The sequence below is a fragment of the Pedobacter sp. NO84 genome, assembly GCF_059703915.1.
Genome location: NZ_AP046575.1, coordinates 3,059,326 through 3,078,932, shown reverse-complemented (window position 1 = coordinate 3,078,932; position 19,607 = coordinate 3,059,326). Strand labels below are relative to the sequence as shown.

Annotated in this window: 19 protein-coding genes; 15 read left to right on the top strand and 4 right to left on the bottom strand. The window is 38.3% G+C overall.

Features of this window, described 5'->3' with window-relative positions; genetic code table 11:
* Positions 1 to 90 precede the first annotated feature (90 nt).
* The 3 genes from AC6H0V_RS13515 to AC6H0V_RS13505 form a co-directional block, all read right to left on the bottom strand.
* The gene (locus AC6H0V_RS13515; RefSeq protein WP_497560718.1) at positions 91 to 1,308 is read right to left on the bottom strand and encodes a DEAD/DEAH box helicase; all 1,218 of its coding nucleotides are present in this window, start codon (positions 1,306 to 1,308) and stop codon (positions 91 to 93) included.
* Between the two features lie 274 nt (positions 1,309 to 1,582).
* Positions 1,583 to 2,320 (bottom strand): DUF4197 domain-containing protein, encoded by a 738-nt coding sequence (locus AC6H0V_RS13510; protein WP_497560717.1) that lies wholly within the window; start codon positions 2,318 to 2,320, stop codon positions 1,583 to 1,585.
* A 45-nt stretch (positions 2,321 to 2,365) separates the two neighbouring features.
* The gene (locus tag AC6H0V_RS13505; protein WP_497560716.1) at positions 2,366 to 4,294 is read right to left on the bottom strand and encodes a vWA domain-containing protein; all 1,929 of its coding nucleotides are present in this window, start codon (positions 4,292 to 4,294) and stop codon (positions 2,366 to 2,368) included.
* A 99-nt stretch (positions 4,295 to 4,393) separates the two neighbouring features.
* On the opposite strand from AC6H0V_RS13505, the gene AC6H0V_RS13500 reads away from it, so the two are divergent.
* The 3 genes from AC6H0V_RS13500 to AC6H0V_RS13490 all read left to right on the top strand — a co-directional run bounded on the left by AC6H0V_RS13500 (position 4,394) and on the right by AC6H0V_RS13490 (position 7,019).
* On the top strand, positions 4,394 to 4,972 hold the full coding sequence (locus tag AC6H0V_RS13500; protein WP_497560715.1) for an RNA polymerase sigma factor: 579 nt from the start codon (positions 4,394 to 4,396) through the stop codon (positions 4,970 to 4,972).
* Positions 4,962 to 6,281, top strand: a complete 1,320-nt coding sequence (locus AC6H0V_RS13495) for a TonB family protein (protein ID WP_497560714.1) — start codon at positions 4,962 to 4,964, stop codon at positions 6,279 to 6,281. Before AC6H0V_RS13500 ends, AC6H0V_RS13495 begins: the two co-directional genes overlap by 11 nt.
* 114 nt (positions 6,282 to 6,395) lie before the next feature.
* Positions 6,396 to 7,019, top strand: coding sequence for an FMN-binding negative transcriptional regulator (locus AC6H0V_RS13490; RefSeq protein WP_497560713.1), 624 nt, complete (start codon positions 6,396 to 6,398; stop codon positions 7,017 to 7,019).
* Between the two features lie 141 nt (positions 7,020 to 7,160).
* On the opposite strand, the gene metK is transcribed toward AC6H0V_RS13490, so the two are convergent.
* Complete coding sequence (metK, locus tag AC6H0V_RS13485) at positions 7,161 to 8,411, bottom strand: methionine adenosyltransferase (RefSeq protein WP_497560712.1); 1,251 nt, start codon at positions 8,409 to 8,411, stop codon at positions 7,161 to 7,163.
* A gap of 219 nt (positions 8,412 to 8,630) precedes the next feature.
* Here metK and AC6H0V_RS13480 point away from each other — a divergent pair, with 219 nt between their 5' ends.
* From AC6H0V_RS13480 to AC6H0V_RS13425, 12 genes are all read left to right on the top strand, one after another.
* Positions 8,631 to 9,506, top strand: coding sequence for a diacylglycerol/lipid kinase family protein (locus tag AC6H0V_RS13480; RefSeq protein WP_497560711.1), 876 nt, complete (start codon positions 8,631 to 8,633; stop codon positions 9,504 to 9,506).
* A gap of 7 nt (positions 9,507 to 9,513) precedes the next feature.
* Positions 9,514 to 9,870, top strand: coding sequence for a translation initiation factor (locus tag AC6H0V_RS13475; protein ID WP_497560710.1), 357 nt, complete (start codon positions 9,514 to 9,516; stop codon positions 9,868 to 9,870).
* Between the two features lie 156 nt (positions 9,871 to 10,026).
* Positions 10,027 to 11,631 carry a phosphoenolpyruvate carboxykinase (ATP) gene (pckA, locus tag AC6H0V_RS13470; RefSeq protein ID WP_497560709.1) on the top strand — a complete coding sequence of 535 codons (1,605 nt, stop codon included), beginning with the start codon at positions 10,027 to 10,029 and terminating at the stop codon, positions 11,629 to 11,631.
* 302 nt (positions 11,632 to 11,933) lie between these two features.
* On the top strand, positions 11,934 to 12,815 hold the full coding sequence (locus AC6H0V_RS13465) for a MotA/TolQ/ExbB proton channel family protein (RefSeq protein WP_497560708.1): 882 nt from the start codon (positions 11,934 to 11,936) through the stop codon (positions 12,813 to 12,815).
* Between the two features lie 84 nt (positions 12,816 to 12,899).
* Positions 12,900 to 13,520 carry a biopolymer transporter ExbD gene (locus tag AC6H0V_RS13460; protein ID WP_497560707.1) on the top strand — a complete coding sequence of 207 codons (621 nt, stop codon included), beginning with the start codon at positions 12,900 to 12,902 and terminating at the stop codon, positions 13,518 to 13,520.
* A 9-nt stretch (positions 13,521 to 13,529) separates the two neighbouring features.
* Positions 13,530 to 14,075, top strand: a complete 546-nt coding sequence (locus AC6H0V_RS13455; RefSeq protein ID WP_497560706.1) for an ExbD/TolR family protein — start codon at positions 13,530 to 13,532, stop codon at positions 14,073 to 14,075.
* Positions 14,076 to 14,103: 28 nt separating this feature from the next.
* Positions 14,104 to 14,925, top strand: a complete 822-nt coding sequence (locus AC6H0V_RS13450) for an energy transducer TonB (RefSeq protein ID WP_497560705.1) — start codon at positions 14,104 to 14,106, stop codon at positions 14,923 to 14,925.
* Positions 14,926 to 15,171: 246 nt separating this feature from the next.
* Positions 15,172 to 16,086: a substrate-binding domain-containing protein gene (locus tag AC6H0V_RS13445; protein WP_497560704.1), complete on the top strand. Its 915-nt coding sequence runs from the start codon at positions 15,172 to 15,174 to the stop codon at positions 16,084 to 16,086.
* Between the two features lie 110 nt (positions 16,087 to 16,196).
* Positions 16,197 to 17,909, top strand: a complete 1,713-nt coding sequence (locus tag AC6H0V_RS13440; RefSeq protein WP_497560703.1) for a tetratricopeptide repeat protein — start codon at positions 16,197 to 16,199, stop codon at positions 17,907 to 17,909.
* A gap of 99 nt (positions 17,910 to 18,008) precedes the next feature.
* Positions 18,009 to 18,380, top strand: coding sequence for an NADH-quinone oxidoreductase subunit A (locus tag AC6H0V_RS13435; RefSeq protein ID WP_497560702.1), 372 nt, complete (start codon positions 18,009 to 18,011; stop codon positions 18,378 to 18,380).
* Positions 18,381 to 18,558: 178 nt separating this feature from the next.
* Positions 18,559 to 19,101 carry an NADH-quinone oxidoreductase subunit B gene (locus AC6H0V_RS13430; protein ID WP_131551933.1) on the top strand — a complete coding sequence of 181 codons (543 nt, stop codon included), beginning with the start codon at positions 18,559 to 18,561 and terminating at the stop codon, positions 19,099 to 19,101.
* On the top strand, positions 19,101 to 19,601 hold the full coding sequence (locus AC6H0V_RS13425; RefSeq protein ID WP_497560701.1) for an NADH-quinone oxidoreductase subunit C: 501 nt from the start codon (positions 19,101 to 19,103) through the stop codon (positions 19,599 to 19,601). Before AC6H0V_RS13430 ends, AC6H0V_RS13425 begins: the two co-directional genes overlap by 1 nt.
* The last annotated feature ends 6 nt before the right edge of the window (positions 19,602 to 19,607 follow it).

The following is a 19,607-nucleotide window of genomic DNA, read 5'->3' as shown; positions in this document are numbered from 1 at the left end:
AGCGTGGTTCGACTACCTGCCCGAAAAGCTGGCGGGTGAAGATGATTACACCGATTTATCGTACAACTCTCAACTCCAAACTTCCCACTCTCAACTCACCTTCGGTTTCTTCTTGAAAAACTTCTTTTTCTTTGGAGGATAGGTTCTTTTTTCTCCAGAGCTAGGTTCATCAACAGGAGCTTCGCCCATATGTTCAGGCAAAGGAATGCGATCAATTTGGCGTTCTATTAGTTTTTCGATATTAGCTAATCGTCTTTTATCCTTTGGATTAACAAAAGTAATGGCCGTACCTGTGGTAGCTGCTCTTGCCGTACGGCCGATGCGATGGATATAATCTTCTGGGTCCTGCGGTGCATCGAAGTTGATTACCAGGTCGATTCCCGTTACGTCAATTCCCCGGCTTAGTACATCGGTTCCAACCAGCACATCGATTTTACTATTCTTGAAATCGAGCATATGTGCTTCTCTTTCTTTTTGCTCTAAATCACTATGAAAAGCGGCTACTTTTAGTCCTAATTTCTTAAATACCTTACCCAGTTCCTTTACCTTTTCTTTACGACCAGCAAATACGATAATGCGTTTGTAATCCGCAGATTTTAACAAGGAGGTAAGCAAAGGCACTTTTTGATCATCGTGCAACAGGTAAACTTGTTGGTTTATTCCTTCTGCTGGTTTGGAAAGTGCAATGTTTATTGATTCTGGCTCCTTTAGCAGTTTTGTGGCCAAGGTTCTTATTTTTGGTGGCATCGTAGCCGAAAACATTACGGTTTGGCGCTCTTTTGGGAGGTAGCCCACAATTTTCATGATGTCATCATAAAAACCCATGTCTAACATTCTGTCTGCCTCATCCAATACTAAATAATGCAATTGGTCCATTTTTAACAGTCCAGAAGAAAGATGAGCTATTAATCTGCCTGGAGTAGCAATAATGATATCCACTCCTTCGCGCATCGAACGCTTTTGTTGTTCGTAGGCAATCCCATCTCCACCACCATATACGGTTAGCGAACTGATATTGGTAAAATAGGACAGGGCTTCAACCTGAAGGTCTATTTGTTGTGCAAGTTCCCTGGTGGGGGCCAAAATGAGTGCTGTATTGTGCCTATCGTGGTTTTCGGTAAGCATATTCATAATAGGCAACAAATAAGCGCCAGTTTTTCCGGTACCGGTTTGTGCACAGGCAATCAGGTCTTTTTTAGCTAAAATTAACGGAATAGCTTGTTCCTGTATCGGTGTTGCATTTTTAAAACCCATCGCTAGTAAACCTTCTAAAAGCTCGGGATTAAAATTAAAGTCTTTAAAATCCAATGTATAGTATGTAAATTATTGGGTAAAAGTACCTTAAATTAAGGCCAAAAGCAAATAGGCGGAAGTTGAAGCGCATAGGGCATGGAGCTTAGGGCGGCGCTATGCTCCATGCTTTTGCTTGATTTATGGTGTGCCTGCCCTTCACGGATCACCCGTTCACAGGACTTTTTTATCTAGTTTGAACTGCTATTTTTTGATAGAACAAGCTAACAAATCTTTAGTTTTAAAGAGATAAAATTTTATCAACAAATTAACATCTATGTTAATTAGCTAATTACTTCTTCGTATCCGCATACCCAAACACCTTTTGCAACAAGCTTGTTGAACGGGCGTTAATGTTATCTCTGATCTTTAATTCTTCTTGTGCCACTTGAATAAACATGCCATCAATAGCTTTTTGGGCTACATATGATGAAAGGTCGGTATTAACTGGTTTAACCAATGGAATTTTATTATAGGCCAGGGCCGCATCACCCCAATACTTGGTAGCGCCAACCTTGCTCAAGCTATTGGTAATTACAGGTCTAAATTTCTCCATCAGTTGTGCTGTAGTAACCCGTTTAAAATACTGGGTTGCCTCGTCTTTATTTTTGCCGAGCAAAATATTTACCGCATCGGTAATGGTCATTTCCTTAATAGCGGCTACGAATATCGGCTTTGCCTCCTTTGCGGCATCTTCGGCCGCACGATTAATGCTTAGAATTACATTATCAGCCAAGCTATTGAAACCTAGGCTTCTTAACGTTTTTTCTACTTTTTGGGCCTCTGGTGGAAATAAAATCCTAACTGCCAGGTTGCCCAAGAAACCATCCTTCGCCGAAAGCCGATCCGCACCTGCAGATGTACCAAATTCTAGCGCCTGTTTAAGCCCTGCGCCAATTTCTAAACTGGTAGGTGTACCATTTGTAGGAATCTGCTTTAAAATATTACCAATGTTCTGTTGGCTTTGCACATCGCAACCACTCAAAAAAATTAAAACTAAAGTGGCTAAATATAGACTAATCCGTTTCATAATGCTGTTTTTAGAAATTAGAAACAGAAGAGTTTACCTTCTTGGCTATTTATCTTTGCTTCCTTCTGTAGTACTTAGCAAATCCTTTGCCATTAATTGGGCTGATTTAACCAAGCGTAAAAATTCTGAGCGATAACCATCTTTATCATTTCCCTTTCCGGCTTCTGCCATGGCAATAACCTGTTCAAAACTGCTCTTTTGTTTAAATTCAGATTGGCGCAATAACATCCCAAATTCTGCAACGGCTGTGGCAAACTTAAAATCAGCAGTTATTGGAGCATTGCCTTTTGAATAGTCTGTAACCGTTTTTTGGATCTTCTTGCTGATATCACCTTCAGGTTGTTTATAGCGCAATTTAATTGTTATTAGTTCATTGCTAGCAACTGTTTCCATACTTTTTGGCTTCTGATATTTTAGCGGATCGATAGTGCTTGAAAAATTATCTTTTACACCTACTGGAATAATCTCGTAAAGGGCCGTAACGGTGTGGCCGGCTCCAATTTCTCCCGCGTCTTTTTTATCATCGTTAAAATCCTCGTCGTTAAGCATCCGATTTTCATATCCGATTAAACGGTATGATTGTACGGTGGCAGGATTAAATTCCAGCTGAAATTTCACATCCTTTGCCAAAGTAAACAGGGTGCCGCCAAACTCATTGATCAATACTTTTTTGGCCTCAGTTAAATTATCGATATAGGCATAATTTCCATTCCCCTTATCGGCCAATGTTTCCATTTTGCTATCTTTGTAATTTCCCATTCCATAGCCCAACACGGTTAAGAACACTCCACTTTTGCGCTTTTCTTCAATTAATTTTTCCATGTCCGAATCGCTGCTTGCGCCTACATTAAAGTCGCCATCAGTTGCCAAAATAATCCTGTTGTTGCCGCCTTTAATAAAATTCTCTGCTGCTACTTTATAGGCTAACATAATGCCTTGTCCGCCAGCTGTTGATCCTCCTGCGCTTAGCTTGTTCAGCGCTTCTTTAATCGCCCTTTTATCACTGCCTGCAGTTGATGGTAAAACCAGGCCAGCCTGTCCCGCATAAACCACAATGGCAACCCGATCTTGATCACGTAATTGATCGGCCAATAATTTTAGCGAAGTAACGAGCAAGGGCAGTTTATTTTCTGAGTTCATGGATCCAGAAACATCAATCAAAAAGACCATATTTGAAGCTGGTAGATTTGTGGTAGGGATGGTCTTGGCCTGTAAACCAATGCGTACCAATCTATGAGATGCATTCCAAGGCGCCGGTGCAATTTCTGTAACTATATTTACAGGGTCTTCGCCTTTTGGCTGCTCGTACTCATAATCAAAATAATTGATCATTTCTTCGATGCGAACGGCGTCTTTAGGTGGTAAGCTGCCATTATTGATAAACCTACGGATATTACTATAAGCCGCAACATCTACATCTATAGAAAAAGTAGATAGCGGATTTTTGGATACCTTCTGAAAACCATTTTCTTTTACAGTGGCATAACTTTCAGAACCTTGGGTGTTTGCAAATGGCGAGTTTGACGAATATTGTTTTTCTTTGAGCGAGTTATAGCCCCTTATCCTTACTCCTGCAACCTTCCCTTCTAACCCCAGTATCTGGGTTTGTGAGGCGCCAACTTCTCTTTTTTTAACCTGAACGCCTCCAGCAGTAACTACCACTTGATCTAGCGTTTTTGCGTCTTGGACAAGACTAATTCTGAAATTATTATTTTTCCCAATTTTTAGGACTTGAGTAGCATAACCTAAATAAGAAACACGAACTGCGGTATCGCTTGCCGAAATTTTGAGTGTAAATCTTCCATTTTTGTCGCTTATAGTTGTCTTCTTACTTGGCAAAACAGTGATGTCTGCATCTGGGATAGGTAATCCATCTTCACTTGCGATTATTTCACCAGAGATGGTCCGGGTTTCGATAGCCTTAAATCCTACAAAAAGAAATAGCGCTAAAATGGGGATTAATAATTTTTTCATGAGTTCTAAGTTTATTTAGGGATGTAAGCTTTAGGATATTTCCATATGTTATCGGAAAATATTTTTTATACTTGAGACTTATTTAGCGAGATACCCAATTTGAAGTTTATAAAAAATTCGGCCAAAATTAATGAGCAGGACGATGCCTCGCTCATTGCTGCCTATCAAAAAAATGGCGATTTGGGGGTATTGGGAGTGCTTTATAATAAATACATGCACTTGGTTTTTGGGGTTTGCTTTAATTATTTTAAAGATGAAGAACTAAGTAAGGATGCGGTAATGCAAATTTTTGAGGAACTAGTAGTGAAATTAAAACTTCATCAGGTCCAGAACTTTAAAAGTTGGCTGCATGTATTGGCCCGCAACCACTGTTTGATGGCCTTGCGCAAATCGTCAAAAAATCCAACAGTGGCGATGGAGGATAATTTTATGGAAAGCGGGGGTTTTGTGCATCTAGATATAGATGATACAAGAGAAACGCAATTAACAATAATGGAAAAGTGCATGGAAACGTTGCCTGAAGAACAACGAAAAAGTGTAGATTTGTTTTATTTGCAGGAGAAATGTTATAAAGAAGTAGCCGATATAACAGGGTATGACATGCTTAAGGTGAAGAGTTATATCCAAAATGGCAAGAGGAATTTAAAAATTTGTATCGAAAAGAACAGTGAGCTATAACGAGTGGTTAGATATAGATGTATTGGAAGATTACCTTGATGGTAAGCTTGATGCCAAAACTATGCATAAGGTTGAACGCCTTTCCCTCGAAGATCCTTTTGTGGCCGAAGCATTGGCAGGACTGAGCCAATCTCCCAAAAGAACACATACGCTCTCATTATTGCAAAAACAATTACAAGAACGGATAGAACAGAAGCCTATAGAACGAAAAAGATGGACAATTACATCACATCGTTTGAGCATTGCTGCCGCAGCTGCGGTTTTATTTGTTACCGTAAGCATCTTGTTTGTGATGAAAGAAAATAGACGGGATACCTTGGCCAAGCAGAGCAAAAAAGTAGAGATAACCGTTGCCCCGCAGGTAGCAACAGTAAAACAGCCCATTATCTCTCCTGCGCCTGTTGTAGCGATAGATAATACATCGGCTAATGCCAAAAATATTGGTCAATATAAGAGACAAAAATCACGGGGGTATACGGCGGTTGATAAGCTTACCACTGTTATTGCTCAAGAACCACAAGTAGCCGTTATTAAGCCTCTTTATGATTCTACTGCTGTTTTTGCTGCTAAACTTAGAGCGGATGATGTTTCCAAATCGAAAGCTAAAACAGAAGAAAATAAGGTTACCGCAGTAAAAAGACAAGAGGTTGCTCGCGAAACTGCCCTGCCGGGAAAAGTGGCCGGATTATTTGTAGAAAATAATAATGTAAATGGCTTGCCAAGAGAAAGCATCATCAATGGAAGAGTATACACCAAGAACGATAGACAGCCCATGCCAGGGGTAGTAGTTAGCATTGCCGGAAGCAATAAAGCCACCACTACCAATAATAAGGGCGAGTTTACATTGCCTGTTGATAGTAATGGCCTTCAAAGTTTGTCAATTGCCTACCTCGGATTTACTACCAAAGTGGTAAATACCAAAGCAAACCAATCAGTAGAAGTAGAGTTGGAGCAAACAGAAAATAAGCTGAATGAAGTGGTTACTCTTGGTGTGGGCAATAAAAAAGAAAGTGATAAAGACCAGCTAAAGAATGCCGTATCATCTGCTTACTATCCATTGGGAGGATGGCAGGATTACGAGGCTTATTTAACAAATAACAATAGCCTCACAAAAAACGGCTTATCGGGTAAGGAAGTAAGGCTTACTTTTGAAGTAAAAGCGAATGGAGAGCCAACAAAAATTGTTGTTGCTCAAAGCCAAGGAAAACTTTTTGATGCAGAAGCTATCCGGCTGCTAAAAGATGGCCCCAAATGGCTGCCACAGACTAAAGGCAAAAAAGGAACCTCACAAATCAGTGTCAAATTTTAAAGGCGATTTTGATTTATGTAACCTTCGGGCTCCAGTTGAAGTCTATCTATAATCCTAATCCTATAAATCCTTCAATCCTAGTCATCCTAGTCGTCCTTCAATCCTAGTCCGTCCATGTATAAAAATTCTAAATTCGAAGAAAAAGACCCTAAAAAAGTTTTGTCATTTATGGAAGCCCATCCTTTCATTACTTTAATTGGCTTTGACGGCGATTACCCTGTAACTACCCAAGTGCCAGTGCATATTACTCAGGATGAAAATGGTACGCGTATCATTGGCCATGTAATGAACAATACCGATCATCATCAGGCTTTTGCCAAAAACGAAAATGTTTTAGCGCTTTTTACCGGAGCACATGCCTACATAAGCGCATCGGTTTACGCCAAACCAGCCGTGGCCTCCACTTGGAACTACAGCTCGGTCCATGCAAAAGGAAAAATTAGGTTAATGAATACCGACGAAACCAGAGCAGTAATTAAACATTTAACCGATAGTTTTGAGGATCCAGCCACAAGCCCTGCGGCATTCCATAAAATGGATGATCATTACATAGAAAGCAACCTTAGGGCCATTAGCGGTTTCGAAATAACCGTTTCCGAGATTAGGAGTGTTTTTAAACTAAGCCAGAACCACACCAAAGAAAATAGAACCGCCATTGTTGAAGAATTAGCACAGAGTGATGACCATAATGCGAAAATTATTGCTCAACAGATGCGTGATAAATTAGAAAATGAGTGAATGTGATAATTAGCGAATGGACCTTCCTATCACATCAACCAATAATCAAATTATCAAATTAAGATAAAAGGAATCCACTCTCGTAAATCCCTTCCATTGTCAAGCACTCCATGCACCATGCTCTTTGCGCCAGGCTTATTCTTACAATCCGAAAGCTGCTTTAACTTTGTCTACAAAATCAAGTTTCTCCCAAGTAAACAACTCAACAGTAACTGTTTTCGAATCGCCATTTGGGGTTTTAAAGGTTTTGGTTACCGTTTCAGGTTTACGGCCCATGTGTCCGTAAGCAGCAGTTTCGCTGTAGATTGGGTTTCTTAATTTTAGGCGTTGTTCTATAAAGTATGGACGCATATCAAATAGATTTTCAACTATTCTAGCAATTTCTCCATCCGTTATGGTTAATTTACTGGTACCATAGGTGTTGATGTAAATTCCCATAGGTTTTGCAACACCAATTGCGTAAGAGACCTGTACTAAAATTTCATCAGCTACGCCTGCAGCCACTAAGTTTTTGGCTATATGACGAGTAGCATACGCCGCACTTCTATCTACTTTACTTGGATCTTTTCCAGAAAACGCGCCACCACCGTGGGCACCTTTTCCACCATAGGTATCCACAATAATTTTTCTTCCTGTTAAACCGGTATCACCATGCGGACCGCCAATTACAAATTTACCTGTTGGGTTAATGTGGTATTGGATTTTATCGTTAAAGAGATGCGCGTATTGTGGGTTGGCTTTAATGATTCTAGGAATAAGAATGTCAACAAGATCACTTTTAATCTTAGCCAGCATGGTTTTCTCCTCATCAAAATCATCATGCTGTGTAGAAATTACGATAGCGTCTATGCGTACGGGCTTGTTGTTATCGTCATATTCTAAGGTAACCTGAGATTTTGCATCAGGCCTAAGGTATTTGATTTCGTTATCTTCACGTCTTAAAACTGCTAGCTCCTGCAATAACTTATGTGAAAGATCTAAGGCCAAAGGCATATAATCATCCGTTTCGTTGGTAGCATAACCAAACATCATTCCTTGATCGCCTGCACCCTGCTCTTCTTTCGTAGTTCTATCAACACCCTGGTTAATATCCTGAGACTGTTCGTGGATAGCCGATAAAATACCACAAGAATTGGCTTCGAACATATATTCGCTTTTGGTATAGCCAATTTTTCTGATTACTTCTCTCGCAATCTGCTGAACATCCAAATAAGTTGTTGATTTTACTTCTCCGGCTAAAATAACCTGTCCGGTTGTAACCAAAGTTTCACATGCCACCTTTGATTCGGTGTCGAAGGCTAAAAAGTTATCAATTAGTGCGTCTGAGATCTGATCTGCAATTTTGTCGGGATGCCCCTCAGATACAGATTCCGATGTAAATAAATATGACATTTTAAATAATTATACGTTATAAACTATTGTAAAATGAATACTGATTCCTAAAAATAGGCACAAAATGAAGTGTGATAAAATTAGCACTTTTTTTTACGTGGTTGCAATCAAGCTATTTAATAGCATTACAAATCAGTCCACTTTAACGATGCAAAATTACTATATATATTATTAATAATCAAAAAATATCAATTATTTTGCGGATCTTAATATCTCATTGTGGTAAAGGCAAACATCTTATTTATCATCAACCCCATTTCTGGTGGTAAAAAGAAAACCAAAATCCCAGGTTTAATCACTACCTATTTGGATAATACCAAATACAAGCCTAACTATAGCTTTACCGAATATGTTGGTCATGCGGCAGAAATCGCAGAAGAAGCTTCATCAAATTTTGATATTATTGTAGCTGTAGGTGGCGACGGCACGATTAACGAAATCGCACCAAAGGTGATTAAGTCAAACAAGGTTTTGGGTATTATCCCCTTTGGATCCGGAAATGGATTGGCGCGATTTTTAAAAATCCCCATGAACCCTATCAGCGCCATAAAGCTTATCAATACCTATAAAGTACTGTTAATCGACACCGCAAAATTAAACGATAGGTATTTCTTCAACATGGCAGGTATGGGATTTGATGCCCATATCAGTATGGTCTTTGCCAATAATAAGAGCAGAGGCCTAAAAGGATATATTGAAATGGGGCTTAAAGAAATGATAGCTTACAAGGCTCAAACCTATAAACTCAAGATTGATGGCCAGGAATATACACGAAATGCATTTGCGATTAGTATCGCCAACTCTGCCCAGTATGGAAATAATGTTTACATTTCGCCCAATTCCTCTATTACTGACGGATTTTTAGAAGTTTGTATTGTAAAAGAATTTCCGCGATATAAACTTCCCATCCTTGCATACCAAATGGTAAAGGCTACAACCGATAGATCAGGATTAGTAGAAATTATTAAAGGAAAGCACATTGAAATTATAAGAGAGAAAGAAGATCCCATCCATTTAGACGGAGAACCTTTTTTGATGGGAAAAGAAATAGAGGCCCAAATCTTCCCTTTATCCTTAAGTATCATTACCAAATAACATAGCCGTGAACAAGCCAAAGAAAAGAACACTAAGTGACCTGGGCGGAATCATGTATTCTACAGACCCAACTTTCGAATATAAGAATGAAGAAATAGGCGCAGAGCAAGATATACCCAATAATCAGCAGGATTTGAGGGTAACGCTCGACCGCAAAAACCGTGGGGGGAAAGCGGTAACCTTAGTTACAGGTTATCATGGAAGTGACGCCCAACTTGATGTTTTAGCAAAAATGCTGAAGACAAAATGTGGTGTAGGAGGAGCAGCTAAAGATAGAGAAATCTTAATCCAAGGAGACTTTAGAGAAAAGATCATTTTATTGCTCCAAAAAGAAGGCTATAAAGTAAAAAAATCTGGAGGTTAATTAGCTAATTAATACGCTGATAATTAGCCAATTAACTGTTAGTGTACTTGCCACAATAAGTAAAATTTTTCCTTTAAAATCGTATTTTTTGAGTTTATATCTGCTTAGCTTTGTAGCTCCAAGGGGAGTCCCTTTGGGAGATATTAAACCAAATATATGACCAATATTAATGTAAGGCGCCCAGATTTAGGCTATCTGAATCTAAGTGCTAAAACAGTAAACTATCAGCTTAGTGTATCGGCATTAGTTGATGAGGCTTTAAAGAACGGGGAAGGAACTCTAGCTGATAGTGGCGCATTAGCCGTAGATACTGGTAAATTTACTGGGCGATCGCCAAAAGATCGGTTTATTGTTTGCGATGAAGTAACAGAAAAGGCGGTTTGGTGGGGTGATATCAATATCAAATTTAGTCCGGCTCAATTTGATGGGCTGTTCCAAAAGATCACTTCCCATCTTAGCGAGAAACAAATCTATGTACGTGATGTATATGCTTGTGCCGATAATCGTTACAAAACAAGCATTAGAGTGGTAACCGAACATGCGTTCCAAAATCTATTTGCAAATAACTTATTCCTTCGCTACAACCAAGAGGAGCTTCCCGAACAACCCGAATGGACTATCATTGCGGCTCCCTCATTTCTAGCAGATCCGGCATGTGATGGAACCCGACAATCTAACTTTTCTATCATTAACTTCTCCAAAAAAACGATAATCATTGGTGGTACCGCTTACACCGGAGAAATTAAAAAGGGAATTTTTTCTGTGCTAAACTTTATTCTGCCCACGCAACGGCAAACGCTGTCTATGCATTGCTCTGCCAATGTTGGCCATGAAGGCGATACGGCAATATTTTTTGGTCTATCCGGAACCGGCAAAACCACCTTGTCTGCAGATCCTGAAAGAGCATTAATTGGCGATGATGAGCATGGATGGAGCGAGGATACTGTATTTAATTTTGAGGGCGGTTGTTATGCAAAATGTGTAGACCTAACCGCAGAGAAAGAGCCACAGATTTATAAGGCGATTAAATTCGGATCTTTATTGGAAAATACCAATTACTTTATAGGTACAAACCATGTTGATTTTTCGAACATCGATAAAACAGAGAACACGAGGGTTGCCTATCCTATTCATTATATAGATAATGCGGTTGAACCTTCTGTTGCGGCTATCCCTAAAAACATCTTTTTCCTAACAGCTGATGCTTTTGGTGTATTACCACCAATATCCAAATTAACTACAGCCCAGGCTATGTTCCATTTTATATCGGGCTATACGGCAAAGGTAGCAGGTACCGAAGCAGGAGTTACAGAGCCACAGCTCACCTTCTCTGCATGTTTTGGAAAAGCATTTTTGCCTTTGCACCCGGCTAAATATGCCAAATTGCTTGGAGAGAAAATGAAAAAGCACAACGTAAATGTGTGGTTGGTTAATACCGGATGGAGTGGGGGACCTTATGGCGTTGGCAATAGAATGAAGCTCGGCTATACCAGAAGTATGATTACGGCAGCATTAAATGGAAGTTTGGCAAAAACCAATTTTGCAGAACATCCGGTTTTTGGGTTGCTAATGCCAGAAAGCTGTCCGGATGTGCCAAAAGAAATCTTAAATCCACGGAATACCTGGGCTGATAAAGAAAAATACGACCAAAAGGCGAACGAGCTGGCTATTGCATTTACCACAAACTTTAAGCAGTTTGAAGAATACGCCGATAAGGAAATTTTAAAAGCACTTCCTAAAGTTGTTGAAACGGCGGTTTAATGTATTTTTTTTGAGTAAAATTTGTTTTTCATTAAATTTTTAGTTTTACTTGCGAAAGATTGTCTAAACAAAGGCAATCTTTTTTTAGTTATACCCCTATCCTATCCTAAATAATAGGTGTAAAACGTAACGAATTAATTGTGTAACGATTATTTAATTTGTAATTTGATTCAAAGTTATAAATTTGTTAACGCAACATTTAGTTATAACGAACGTTGTGTGTATTACTATAAAATATTTTACCTAATTTTATCTAAAGTTTAAACAAGTACTAAAACTAAAAACTAAAAAACTAAAAAAAAATGGCAAACGCACCAAAACCAACAACTGTTAAAAAAGAGAGCTCAACTGCATCTAATTTATTTGCAACTCTTGTAATTCCAATTTGTATCCTAATAGGGGTATTACTTTTCATCTTTGTATTAGGAAAACCATCTAATTTCAATGTTGATCCTGCTGTAGCAGCAGCAAACAGTAAATTATCTTTTGCATTTTATGATGCTGACACTCACGCTTACCAACCTTTTCCAGGTAACTATGGCGGTATGGCTTACAAAGGTGGTTTCATCGTTCCAATTCTAATGGGTATGCTTTTAATGGTATTCGTATTTTCAATTGAGCGTTTAATTGTTATTGGTAAAGCAACTGGTAAAGGAAGCTTGGACTCATTCGTTAAAAAAATCCAATCACTTTTAGGTTCGGGTAACATTGCTGCTGCTTCTGCAGAGTGCGATAAACAAGAAGGTTCTGTTGCAAACGTTATTAAATCTGGTCTTAAAAAATACGGCGAGATGGAAGACGAGAAAAACATGGATACCGATCAAAAATGTTTAGCTATCCAAAAAGACATCGAAGAAGCTACTTCATTGGAAATGCCGATGTTAGAGCAGAACTTAACAATCATTGCTACTTTGGTATCAGTTGGTACGTTAATGGGTCTATTGGGTACAGTAACAGGTATGATCAAGGCGTTTGGTGGTTTGGCGAACTCTGGAGCTCCAGATCAAGCGGCATTAGCAACTGGTATTTCTGAAGCTTTGATCAACACGGCTACTGGTATTGGTACTTCTACGCTTGCAATTATCATGTATAATATCTTGACTTCGAAAATCGATAAATTAACTTATGCAATTGATGAAGCAGGTTTCAGCATCATCCAAACTTACGCTTCTACACATAAATAGAAATTATTTTAATTTTTTTTTACCGGCTTTATGGAAAACCGGAAGAATTAACATCATTAATTAAAATACTATAATTTTTATATTATGCCTAGAGTAAAAGTTCCAAGAAAGAGTACCGCAGTAGACATGACCGCAATGTGCGATGTGGCCTTCTTGTTGTTAACTTTCTTTATTTTAACGGCAACTTCACGTCAACCAGACCCCTTGGATATTAAAACTCCTTCGTCTACGGTTCAGTTTAAGGTGCCTGATAAAGATTTGGCGGTATTAAGTATCGGTCATGGTAAAGTTTTCATCGAGATCATTGGTCAGGATGTGAAAAGGTTAACCCTTCAAAAAATGGGTACTTTATATAGTACAACATTTTCAAAACAAGAGTCTGATCGTTTTGCAGTAATGTCTTCTTTTGGGGTACCGATGGCTGGTTTAAAGCAGTTCATAAACATGGATCCAAAAAAACGAGAAGATTCGGACTTTGATAAAGATGGTATTCCGCTTGATTCAACGGCTAACAATGAGTTGTACAGATGGATTGAGCAAGCCCGTCACGCTGTAGCAGAACTTCATAAAGAAGAGATGCGTGTAAGTATCAAAGGAGATGCTAATGAAGAATATCCAACAGTTAGAAAAATTGTAGATGTGCTTCAAAAGCAAAAAGTTAACAAATTTAGTTTAATCACATCAGCCGAAGGTGCTGCTAAATAAAAATAAGCTATGGCAGAATTAAATACCTCCAGCGGGGGCGGCGGTAAAGACGGTAAAGTAAGAAGTAAAAAACAGTCTACAAAAGTAGATCTAACCGCGATGGTTGATTTGGCTTTCTTGTTGATTACCTTCTTTATGCTTACCACCTCTTTATCAAAACCATTGGCAATGGATATTGCTAAACCCGATAAAGATGAGAAACAAGATAAAAGATTAGAGTTAAAAGCATCACAAACCATGACCATCCTGTTGGGAAAAAACAATAGAGTTGCGTGGTACATGGGTGAGGCCGGAAAATCTGCACCAGAAATCGTAGATTTTATAGATATAAGAAAAGCATTGCTTAAAAACAAAGCCTTAGTAAAGAATACGATGGGTAAGGATATTATTATCATTATCAAACCATCAGATGCTGCTACTTACAAAAACTTTGTTGACATTATGGATGAGTTAAATATTACAAAGACCAATATCATGGCCCCGGCTGTTGATGATGATCCTAAACATTTAACTGATGCAGAGAAGGAAGCAATGAAACAGGGTGGAATTTTATAATGATTAATAACAATTAAAATATTAAGTTATGTTTGGATCTAAGATAGATTTATTTAACAAAGAGTGGCTTGATGTTGTATTTGCCAAAAAGAATAAGAATTATGGGGCTTATGAGCTTCGTCAAGAAAATTCTAAAAATACAAGTAAATCACTTTTTATAGCATCGGCAATATTTATACTGCTTTTCTTAGCGCCTAAAATCTATGCGTTAATTGCAGGAATATTACCAGAGCCACCTCCAGAAAAAGTGGTCGAGATGACGATGCAACCCCCGCCACCAATTAATCCGGATGTGAAACCACCGCCGCCAATTGAGCCGCCACCACCGAAACAGGATCAGGTTAAATTCCCTCCTCCTATCGTAAAGCCGGATAATGAAGTGCGTGATGAAGAACCGCCTAAAATGGAGGATCTAAAGAAAGCAGATCCCGGTCAGAAAACCATGGAAGGTGATCCAGATGCAGATATCGTACAGATTGCACCAGCAGGTGAAGGCCCGAAACAAGCAGCTGTGGTGGAAGATAACACGGTTTACAATTTCGTTAGTATGGAGAACCCACCAACATATCCAGGTGGTATCGAGAAGTTCTATGCCTTTTTAGGTGCTAATATCAAGTATCCGCCAATGGCACAAGAACAAAACATACAAGGTAACGTGCACGTTTCTTTCACCGTAGAAAAGGATGGTTCGATAACCGATGCCAGAGTAGAAAGAAAACTCGGTTACGGTACAGATGAAGAAGCGATTAGAGTATTAAAATTAGCTAAGCGCTGGAACCCTGGAATGCAAAATGGTAAACCAGTACGTGTAAAATATAATATCCCTATTAAATTTAGCTTACAGCAATAAAAGCATGTTTAATCTTGAATTTTTTAAACAGAAATCGCCTCAACAGCGATTTCTGTTTATTTTAGGGGTTACGATGATGATACTTTATGTAGCTATCTCCATCATTGTTATGTTTTATGGAGATCTTATCCGACTAGATCCCGAAAGATTCCCGCAAAAATATCGCATCGCATTCGGTGTGGTACTAATTATTTATGCTATGATCAGATTTAGCAGGTTATTTTTAACTAATAAGGAAAACAATTAATGAGAAAGCTAATCTCTGCACTTTCCCTAGTTCTCATTATTTCCTTTGTTGCCTGTAAAAGCAAACCCAAAAAAGAAAGTATTCCCGAAACAAGAACTTCTGGAACTACCACATTCTTGGTAGATGAATCTTTTTCCCGTATTTTGGACGATCAGATCGCCGTTTTCAAAAGCGATTATCCAGATGCTAAAGTTAATACCATCCTAGGAAATGAAAATAAGATCTTGCCTACGTTTTTAAATGGTAAGGTTAAAATGATCATCTTATCTAGAATGTTAAAGCCCGATGAGGAAAATTATTACAAACAACGAAAGTTTCCAATCTATGTAGATCGCTTTGCTATAGATGGCATCGCCCTAATTACAAATGCAAGTAATATTGATACCAATATCACCGTTAGTGATGTTTTCGATATCCTTAAAGGATCGTCCAAAACAGGAAAGAAATTGGTATTTGATAATGCCTACTCAAGTACGGTGCGCTATTTCACCGATTCTGCAAAAGTTAAAGAATTGCCTAAAACTGGAGTGTATACTTTAGAGAATAACAACGATGTGATCAAATACATTTCCACTCATAAAGATTTTATAGGGGTGGTAGGAATCAATTGGTTACAGGAAAGAAATAAAGACATTTTGTCATATTTACCTCAGATTAAAATTATGGGAGTTAAAAATCTGACAGGTAAAAACGGGAGTGATGACTACTATAAACCCACTCAGAACAACTTAATCAACGGAAAATATCCATTTTTAAGAAATGTATATGTGATTAATTGCGAAGGAAAGGATGGTTTAGGCACAGGATTTGCAAATTGGTTAAGTAGCCCTCGTGGACAGTTAATTGTACTCAAATCAGGACTAGGTCCTCATGAGATGCGCACCAGAGAATTTAACATTAAAAACACGAACTAAAATTTTAATATTAAACTTAAATTGAATATTATTGCTGTGCAGAACCAAATACATTACAACACAGTAATTTACACAGTAGAAAATTATTCAATTAAAAACAAATGAAGACAATGAAAACGATTAAGAAAGCAATAACCTTAAGTTTAGGTTTAGTAATGATGGGTACTGCCTCATTTGCTCAAAGTTTAGCTGATGCCAAGAAGGCCCTAGATGCCGAACAGTATCAGAAAGCTAGCTCAATACTTAAAACATTGGTTAACACACAAGCCACCAAAGGTGAAAATTATTTTACCCTGGGTGAAGTTTATTTACGTACAGAAGATATTGACTCTGCACAAGCAGTATTTAATAAAGGAATAGCTGCAGATCCAAAATTTGCATTAAATTATGTTGGTTTAGGTCATGCAGATCTGAAATCGGATAATGCATCTTCGGCAAGAACAAATTTTGATAAAGCAATATCAATGGGTGCCAAAGATTATTATACCTATTTGAATATTGGCAAGGCTTATTTAGACCAGGCTAAACCAGATTTTGCAAGTGCACTACCTAACCTGCAAAAAGCTGATGAACTTGATTCTAAAGATAAAGAGCCAGAAATTTTTGTTGCACTAGGTGATTATTGGGCACTTCAAAAAGATAACACAAAAGCTTACCAACAGTATTTAGCTGCTTTGGATATCAATCCAGCTTTATACCATGCAAGTGTTCAGATCGGTAAAATGTTTAAAGAGGCTCAAGGATTTAACGAATCTCAGGCCGCTCTGCAAAAAGTAATAGACGCCGACCCTAACTATGGACCTGCTTACCGTGAATTAGCAGAGCTTCAAAGCCAATGGTCTTACTTTGATCCAAAAAACGGCGAAACAAAAAGAACCGAAGCTTTAGCATCGTACAGAAAGTTTCTTGATTTGACCGATAAATCTTTTGAATCTCGTTATCGCTATGCGCAGTTCTTATTGTATGCTAACGATTGGACAACCTTAACAACAGAACTAAGTTCGTTAAATGCGGATGCAAGTAATCCTAAAAGCTTTATTCTCCTACGTTTGAAAGGGTATTCGGCTATAGAAAATAAAAACTATGCAGAAGGTATAAAAAACCTGGAACAACTCTTTGCTAGAACACAAGATGCTTCTCGTGTAAGAGGTTCAGATTATCTATATCTTGGTAAAGCTTACCAAGGAATGAACAATGATAGCTTAGCTGTTATTGCCATTACTAAGGGGGTTGAATTGGATACTACCAAAGCTGAAGAATTGGCGGCTATCGGGAAAAAACTCTATGATGCTAAAAAATATGACCAAGCTGCGGAAGTGTACAAAAAAGTAATTGGCCTCAACAAGAAAAACCCTAATATGGCAATGAATAACTATTATTTGGGTACTTCTGATTATTTTGCTTTTAGTAATGCGTACAGAGAAAATAAAAATCCTGACAAGAAAATTCTAGTTGAAGCAGATTCTGCTTATTCAAGACTTATAGCTCTTGCTCCAGAATACGAGATAGCCTTTTTATACAAAGCGCGTATCGCTAAAGTAATGGATCAAGAACCTCCTACAGGATTAGCAGTTCCATGGTATGAAAAATATATTCAACTGGTTACTTCTAAACCAGAAAAGGCAAGTTCTGCTGCTGGTATTAGAGGTTTGGTTGAGGCTTACAATTGGCTAGGTGCTTATACTGCAGCAACTGATAAGGAAAAAGCTAAAGAATATTTTAACAAAACTTTGGCAATTGATCCTGCAAATGCAAATGCATTGGATAACATCAAATTCCTATCGCAACCTACTCCGCCTAAAAAGGCACCAATTAAGAAATAATTTATCAATACTACGCAGTTTTAAAACTTCGTAAGTTTTAATAGAAGGCAGGGTTTGTTAATCCTGCCTTTTTTTTTACTTTTGCCTAAAATAAATCATATGGAAACGGCAAGTTCAGCTAAAGATTTTTTACCCATTATATTTCAGGTTATCGTAGCACTAGGTTTTGTTGTGGTTACACTTTTTGCTACGCACTTTTTAGGCCCTAAACGTAAAACCAGCGATAAGCTCTCTACCTTTGAGGCCGGAGTAAAAGTAGTAGGTAATGCTCGCCAGCCTTTTTCTATCAAGTATTTTTTGGTAGCGATACTTTTTGTACTATTTGATGTTGAGGTTATTTTTATGTACCCTTGGGCAGTAAACTTTAGAGAATTGGGTTGGAACGGAATAATAGAGATGTTCATTTTTATGGGAACACTTTTATTAGGATTCATTTATATTCTTAAAAAGAAGGCATTAGATTGGACGTAGAGTGGAGTTGGGAATTGAGAATATGGAGTTTTGAGAGGGTCCAAACTCACAACTTATAACTCACAACCCTAAACTTATTTAGAACAATTCTAAATGCCAATCGCTTAATCCAATTGCTTTTAAATATTGTAAATTTGTTGCTCATTCTTTAAAGGAATGAGCATTTTTTATTAATAACATGAGTGAAATTAATATAGTAGATGCGCCACCGGGTATAGAGGGTTCAGGCTTTTTTGCCACATCCCTAGATAAGGTTATCGGTTTGGCCCGTTCGCATTCGTTATGGCCCCTGCCATTTGCTACTTCATGCTGCGGTATTGAATTTATGGCTACCATGGGATCTCATTATGATTTTGGACGTTTTGGAGCAGAGAGATTGAGTTTTTCACCTCGTCAGGCCGATTTACTGATGGTAATGGGCACAATTGCAAAAAAAATGGGTCCGGTATTAAAGCAGGTATATTTACAGATGGCAGAACCACGGTGGGTAATTGCTGTTGGTGCTTGTGCCTCTAGTGGAGGTATTTTTGACACTTATTCAGTACTACAGGGTATCGACGAAATTATCCCTGTTGACGTGTATGTGCCTGGTTGCCCCCCAAGGCCCGAAGCCATTTTAGATGGTTTTGGTAAAATCCAAGAGCTGGTTAAGAACGAATCGGGCAGGAGAAGATATTCAGACCAATACAAACAGATGTTAGCTTCTTACGGAATAGAATAATGGCCAAAGCAACTAATACAGAACTTATCGATCTGCTTGGCGAAAAATTTGGCGAGCAGCTTTTTAATGTTACCGAACCTTATGGATTGCTTACTTTTTCGACTACGAAAGAGAAAATTGTTGACGTGTTGTCCTTTTTAAAAGAGAACGGAACTATCAATTTTAACTTTTTAACCGATATTACAGCGGTACATTACCCTGAGAAAAATGAGTTGGCTGTGGTTTATCATCTGCATAGCATGGTAAAAGGTATCAGAGTAAGAGTGAAGGTTTTTTTGCACGAAATCGAACCTGCAATTCCAACCGCATCCACCCTGTGGAATTCGGCAAATTGGATGGAAAGAGAAACCTATGATTTTTTTGGGATTAAGTTCGAAGGCCATCCCGATTTAAGAAGGATCTTGAATATGGATGAGCTCGGAGTTTTTCCAATGCTTAAACAATACCCATTAGAAGATCCAAACAGAGTTGATAAAAAAGACGAATACTTTGGTAGATAAGAACAA